Genomic DNA, 6,931 nt, shown 5'->3' with positions numbered 1-6,931 from the left:
CTCGAGCTGATTGACCGCGACGTCTTGTTCCGGCTGCGGCCGGGGTAGGACGAGAAGGACCTCATGAAGGAGGAACAAGGCGATCATCAGGGCCGCAAGTGTGCCGCTCGCTGGCGCCAGACCCCACCGGTCGGCGATCATTCCCGTGATTCCGGGAACGACGGCGCCGCCGGACATCGCGCAACCGACCTGAAGTCCGACTGCGGCGGTTGCCAGTTCCTGTCCGAGCCGACTCGGGGTCCTGGTCATCAGGCAAGGAAAAACCGGGGCGAATCCCAGTCCTACCAGACCAAGGCCAAACAGCGATGCCTCGATCGGGAAGAGGGAGCCCGCGAACAGGACTCCTCCGAATGACGCCCCGAGAAGGGAATAGCGTACCAGGCGATCACAGCCCACCGTCTCGACGATATTTCCCACGAGCAACCGACCGCAGAGCAGCCCTGACCAATACAGGGCGACTGCGGCACTTGCCCCCACCGAAGAGACACCTCGGTGCTCTGTCAGGATGGTGTAGGTCCACTGGCTGACTGCCACTTCCAGCCCTGTGTAAAGGAAGAATGCCAGTATCTGCAGACGAACAATCCGATGTCCAAGGGCCGCCGTGAGACTGATGCTCGAGTCGGACGAGGATGCTGCGGAGGTAACACCTTTCCATTGTGTCACGCCAAGGCGAAAGATCAGTGACAGCGTTAACAACAGCAACGCGATCCAGAAGTAGCCCTGCCGGTAGGTTTGACCACGTGCAAAGACGGACGCCATCACAAGCGGACCTGAGATGACCCCCGCGCAATAGAACGCATGCAGCCACAGGACGTGTCGAGCCGGAAGATGTTGTGCGGCATAGCCATTGAGTCCTGAGTCGATCGCTCCGGAGCCCAGGCCGTGCAGGCAACTGCACAGCAGCACGACGCTCCACCAGGGAGAGCAGGCAAATCCCAGCATGGCCAGCCCGACCATGGCCGTGCTCGCACTCAGAATCCACCCGATCTGCCAGGAACGGCCGAATCGCGCATATGTAAAACTGCTCGCGAGATAACCCAGGCCAGAGACCACCAGCAGCAGTCCGAGAGCTGGCTGCCGAAGTTGATAAGTGTCACGGATTGACGGCCACGCGACGCCAATGGCTGCGTCCGGCAATCCCAGACTGATGAATCCCAGGAACGCCAGAAGAACGAGGGACGCCGAAGGGGTCCCCGTGCGAGTCGTTTCGTGCGTCGACGCGTTTGGCACTCACCCATCCTCTGACTCAGGGATCTCGACGGTGTGCTGACATTCTGCAAATTCGTTAGTGAACTCACTGCCGGTGCAATCCACACGACAATCCTGGTTTCTTGCAAGGACCATTGAAGTACTGTTTTTGACGGCTCTGACCGTCTCTGTACAAGTTCGATGGACCTATGGAAATCCTCTCATTTTGCCTGACGCCAAACTCCCGCAAGGGGCGGGTCATCGCTTCAGAATGCTTAATTTCACTGACTGCCAGAATCGTTAATTTGCATTCAGTCAATTACGACCTAGGTTTCGGCAGCGTGGTGGCTCTGAAGAAGTCATCGGCTTCTCTGAGCGACAGTCTGATTCCGTTTGTCCAATTTCGAGATGGTGGCATGCGTCGCTGCTTTTGGAATGCCGCTCGAAATACCGTTCAGGTCTCCTATGAACTCGTTCCCCGTCCAGCTTGTTGCCTGGCTTATCGCTACGGCATGGTGCGCCGTTCTGGCGGTCGTCATTAAGGCCAACCGTAATCGGCACAAGATTTTAAGGCCGCTTCCTCCGGGAACGACTCAGGCAAATCCGCAACGACTCAGTGTCATCGTTCCGGCCCGCAATGAACAGGACTGCGTTGAAGTCTGCATTCGATCACTGTTGAGGCAGGACTATCCGGACCTGGAAGTGATCGCAGTCAATGACCGCAGTACGGATCAAACGGCGACGATTCTCGATCGACTGTCCCGTGAATTTCCCGATCAGGTGCGTGTCTTACACATCGAATCACTGCCGGAAGGCTGGTTCGGCAAACCTCACGCACTGGATCGTGCGATGGCACTCGCGACGGGAAAATTGCTGCTGTTCACGGATTCGGATTGTGAGTTTCTCGCACCATCGGCACTGCGAACCGCCGTCAGCGAATTTGAGAGCCGGGGACTGAACTTCTTCACGATCGGGGCCTGCTACACGATGCCTTCGCTGAGGGAACAGCTTGTTGTCCCGGCCTGCTCGGAAGTCGTTCTGCAATGGTTGCGCCCTGAACGGGTTGAGGATCCTGACTGGCCCGATACCTTCGCCAACGGCGCGTTTATTCTGACAGACCGTGCCGCGTTTGAGCGACTGGGGGGCTGGTCTACCGTACGGACAAAGGTGAGTGAAGATTTCGAACTGGCCCGTGCCTATAAACGAGCCGGCTACCGAACGGGGCTCGCCCAGGCTTTGAAATTCTACAATACACGCTCTTATGGAAGCATGCGGGAGTCATGGGATGGCTGGAGCCGGATCCTGGCCGGGGCGCTGACGATTCGGCAGTTGATGACCACGGTGCTGCGGATGTCGATTATGACCTATCTCCCGCTTTGCGCCGTGATTCTCGGGGCGGTACACGTGGTCCGTACGGGTGACTTGAGCTACTTTGCCCGGGGAGCGATGCCGGCGTTTCTGTGGGCGTATCTGTGTCGAACCGGTCTGGATTTCACCGTCTATCGTTTAATTGGTGCACCGGTGTCTGTGGCGATACTGGCTCCCGTGGGCCGGGCATTTGCGATTGCCGCGTCACTGCGGGCAGCGCTGGCACGAGCGGGAATTGTCAGAACTTACTGGCGCGGTGCGGCCTTTACAGCCAACCGGCTGGTCACACCGCAGTCGCCTTCGGTTGCAGCGGCTGCCCCAAACCGAGAGATTCGAGCAGAATCGGCTGTCGCCCCGCACGCAGCAGTCTCTTAACGGTGCGCTCGATCTGAGGCAGGAAGCCACGGTCCAAGTCAAGGGGATGAAGCACGACGCAGGGACAGGCCTGACGACGAAACCGGTATTGGAGTTGTCCGTACCGGTAGCCGAGGCGGCAGAGAAAACGAATCGGCGAGACGTCCCAAATCCAGGAAGAAAGAGGGAGTTGCTGGCCGTCCGACGTAATAACACGTTTGTACCCGACGGTGTAGTGCATTCCGAACCGTGCGAGTCGTTCCGGGGTCGCCAGACCAATGTTGTAAGTCGGTGCGATGAAACCTCGCGCGGGTTCACCGAACCAGCGGGTCAGAATCTTCTGTCCTTCTGCCAGTCGCCAGTCCGTTTCGGCGTCGTCCAGCCCATTCATCTCGTCCTTGCCATCGGCAATGCGTGAGACCCAGCCGCTTCCCTTGCGACGAAAATGCTCAAACCCGTGCAGCTGGATGTTGCCGTATTCTGCTTTCACGCGTTCCAGGAATGGCCGGTCTTTTTCTGTCAGTTCCTCCCCATCCCAGCAGGGCACCACGGCGGCTGACATTTGATTTCCGATCAGCGGCGCCAGCGTGGAAGTGAATTGAGCCACGTGCCGCTCGTAAATCGGGGCCACATCGTGCAGCATCACGCAAAAGACGCGAGAATAGTCGAGAGTGATTGGTTCGCTCATCATTCCTGCCAGATCGCGGGATGAATTGTCGGTCGTTGACCCGATGACGCCGACGGTGCCGTTGGATTCCCTCTGAATTCGACTGGGGCGGGCTGGCGATTGAGTCGCTACCGAAAAGAATCCGACGAGACACAGAAATAGAGGACCGCAGACTGTACCTTTGATAAGGAGGGAGCATCTGCTGCAGCAGGTCCATCGAGATCGACCACCCCATCCGTCGCATCCCTGCAACGGATTCATAGCGGGATCGGAAGGCGAGGCAACGTGACTCCCGGATCGCGGTCGGTCCGGGCGCCGCAGGGGCGAAATTCCAGGGCGATACGGACAACAGCAGGTCAGAAATTTGGGTCAGGGGATTGGATGACCCGCAAAAACGAACTTTTTCGGGGTATCGGAGGTATTATTGCTAGAGCGATCTTCTTGAGGGAGTCGCGCTGGCCCGGGGCTGCGGATGGAGCCTCCACTGAGCCAGTGTTCGGTGGGGAGAGACGGCGGAGAATTGCTTCAGCGGAATCGGTTGAAACGAGTGCAGCAATTGAATGGACCTATGCGACGGAGTAGATTGGACTTTGGTGAACGGGGAAGAGGAAGCGGGACTTTTCTTCCAGATTGCTGACTTCGCGACGAGATACGTCAATACAGGAGCTGCTCGTGAGCACAAATGCATCACAGCCTGAAGTTTTTGAAATGCAGGTCGAGAGCACTCGGATTCCTCGTTCGCTGCTGCTGGCGTGTCTCATCAGTCTGGCTCTGCATGTCGCTTTTCTGGGAACTTTGGGGCTGATTAAGCTCGCTCAAAAAGTTGACCTGATGTCGACCATCACCACCGTCATGGATCAGGAAGACGACGATCCTCTGCAGCATAAATTCGATACTGCGATGAGCGAACAAGTCGGGAACGAAGGGGATGCCAACACCTTCTCGGCATCGCAAGAGGCCTCGACGGTCCTGTCAAAAGATGCCCAGGTTGAAATTGAAAAGACAGTCGATTCCAACTTCACCGTCGCCACACCTGTGGTGGACGAACTTCCGCAACCCGCCAAGTCGGACGTGCTGGCGGCAGTGGCTACCTCAGGCGCGACCGAACATGTGGGGGGAGTTGAAGGGGCGATCGACCGTCTCTCGTGGGAGATTGCGAACTCCCTGCGCGAAAAGAAAACGCTGGTAGTGTGGCTGTTCGACGTTTCTCCATCCCTGTCTGGGCGGCGAGCCCAGATCGCGGACCGTGTCGAGAATGTTTATAAGCAATTGACCCAGCTTGATGTCGGAGCGGATACGGCGCTCCGCAGCGCTGTGGCGATCTTCGACGAGAAGTGTACGATCGTGACGGAGAAGCCAGTCGATGATCCCGCTGAACTCGTCAAAGTTGTCCGGAAGATCAAGTCAGAGACGAACTCTTCGGGGATCGAGAATACCTTTTCTGCCGTGAATCAGGTTGCAAACAGATACAAGTCGCAGAGCGACAAGCACAACCGCGTCATGCTCATCGTCGTGACGGATGAGGCGGGTTCCGATTCGGCTCAACTGGAACAGGCGATCGCGAACTGCAGCAAGTACCAGATGCGGTGCTACTGCGTCGGGGATTCCGCCCCGTTCGGCCGGGAAACTGTCGAAACTCAGTTCGAGCTGGAAACGGGTGAAATGGTGATCGGGGTGATGCAGAAAGGCCCTGAATCGTTCTTCCCGGAGCTGGTCCGACTGGGGTTCTGGGGTGCCAACAGTTATGACCTCGATGACATGTCTTCGGGTTTTGGTCCGTACGGTCTGACACGACTCTGTGCGGAAACAAATGGGCTCTATTTCATTGCGGATAACGGACGCGGCCAGCACCGATTCGATCCCGCTGTCATGCGAAACTATGCACCGGACTATCGTCCAATCCCGATGCTCGAACAGGATCTTCGCAAAAACAAGGCGAAATCGTCTCTGGTGGAGGCGTGCGCCGCCGTCGTTAGTGAGACGCAACGCCGCAAGGTACTCAGCATTTCGATGCCGCGGCTCGACTTCAAGTCTGACAACGATACGGTGCTGCGTCAGGAACTGACCGAAGCTCAGAAGCCGATCGCGGATCTGGACTTAAGTCTGGACACCTTGTTGCGCGTGCTTGAGCAGGGTGAAAAGGATCGAGCAAAGATCAAGGAAGCACGCTGGAAGGCGAGCTACGATCTGGCGATGGGCCGCACGCTGGCTCTTCGAGTCCGTGCATTTGGCTATAACACCATGCTGGCGGAAATGAAGTCGAATCCCAAACGATTCGAGACCCCGGGCAGTAATAAATGGAACTTAGTTCCGTCAAAAGAAATTACATCCGGAGCAGCCACAAAGAAGATGGCCGCGAAAGCCAACGAGTACCTGAGTCAGGTGATCGACGATCATCCCGGGACACCGTGGGCACTGCTCGCCGAACGGGAAAAGAGCGTGCCGATGGGATGGGAGTGGAAAGAATCTCATTATGACCCTAATCCCGTCATGACCGCCGGCAATCAGAAGGCGGGTCCGAAATTTATCGAAGTCACCGATCCCGTGACCAAGAAAAAGACGAAAAAAGAAGCTCCTCCTGAACCTGTCCGTCGCGACATCTAAGAGCTCCGGTTAGCTCAGGGGAACTCCTGTTGGCAGACTGCTGCAGTCGGAATCCGAGTGATCTACTCATGTTCGAGAGTCCAGATATGAACTCCCACACCCCGACAGACGGACATCCCGAAACCGAAGGTCGACCTGCGTCTCGAAATTTCCCTTCCAGCGTACTTTCTGGTCTGGCGGTTTCATTTTTTATTCACGCTGCCGCTCTCGTGGCATTGTCGTTCATTGTCTTCAAAGGTCCGATGGACCAGTTGCAGATGATTGTGGATTCTGTTTTCACGGATGAACGGGCTCAAGAAGAATTTAACGAAGACGTAGAACAGTCGACCGAAGCGGCTGAAACCGTGAATTACGTTGCGGGGGCGATGGCGACGAGCGGACTGGCAACGGGGGGGAGCGGAGGACCTGTTGTCGCGCAGCAGAAGCTCGAGGAAGCGTCGAGCCTGCAGGAACCGACCGTCAAAGTCAACGTGGGTAACATCAGCCTCCCGGGCCTCAATATTATCTCGGACGATTTGGGGTCGGGGCAGGTGACCGGCGATATCGGACGGGTCGTGGAAGGCTACGGCGCGGCGCTCGGCCAGATGACCCAGGAACTCGTTCGGCTGATGCGAGAACAAAAGCTGCTGGTTGTTTGGCTTTTCGATGAATCTGAAAGTATGACCGACGATCAGAAAGAGATCCGCGAACGCTTCTACAAAGTCTATGACGAACTGGGAATCGTGCAGAAGTCGGATGCCAAGCTGAAAA

4 protein-coding genes and 1 pseudogene are annotated in these 6,931 nt (G+C 56.9%); 3 read left to right on the top strand and 2 right to left on the bottom strand.

What is annotated here, in order from left to right:
- Positions 1-1,230 (bottom strand): MFS transporter (locus VGE80_RS13515; protein WP_440593042.1); only part of this gene is annotated, 1,230 nt, incomplete at its 3' end.
- Between the two features lie 423 nt (positions 1,231-1,653).
- Between VGE80_RS13515 and VGE80_RS13510 the strand changes: the two genes are divergently transcribed.
- Positions 1,654-2,931, top strand: a complete 1,278-nt coding sequence (locus tag VGE80_RS13510) for a glycosyltransferase (RefSeq protein ID WP_440593041.1) — start codon at positions 1,654-1,656, stop codon at positions 2,929-2,931.
- Here VGE80_RS13510 and VGE80_RS13505 read toward each other — a convergent pair.
- Complete coding sequence (locus VGE80_RS13505; protein ID WP_440593040.1) at positions 2,840-3,601, bottom strand: DUF2334 domain-containing protein; 762 nt, start codon at positions 3,599-3,601, stop codon at positions 2,840-2,842. The two genes, VGE80_RS13510 and VGE80_RS13505, sit on opposite strands and share 92 nt — an antisense overlap.
- Before the next feature lie 648 nt (positions 3,602-4,249).
- On the opposite strand from VGE80_RS13505, the gene VGE80_RS13500 reads away from it, so the two are divergent.
- Together VGE80_RS13500 and VGE80_RS13495 are read left to right on the top strand one after the other, a co-directional pair.
- Entirely contained in the window at positions 4,250-6,181 is a 1,932-nt protein-coding gene (locus VGE80_RS13500; protein ID WP_440593039.1) for a vWA domain-containing protein, read from the top strand.
- 86 nt (positions 6,182-6,267) lie between these two features.
- Positions 6,268-6,931: pseudogene (locus VGE80_RS13495) on the top strand (hypothetical protein); the annotation flags it as partial.

This window comes from Schlesneria sp., assembly GCF_036405755.1.
Classification (GTDB): domain Bacteria; phylum Planctomycetota; class Planctomycetia; order Planctomycetales; family Planctomycetaceae; genus Schlesneria; species Schlesneria sphaerica.
This window is presented reverse-complemented; position numbering and strand designations above follow the sequence as displayed.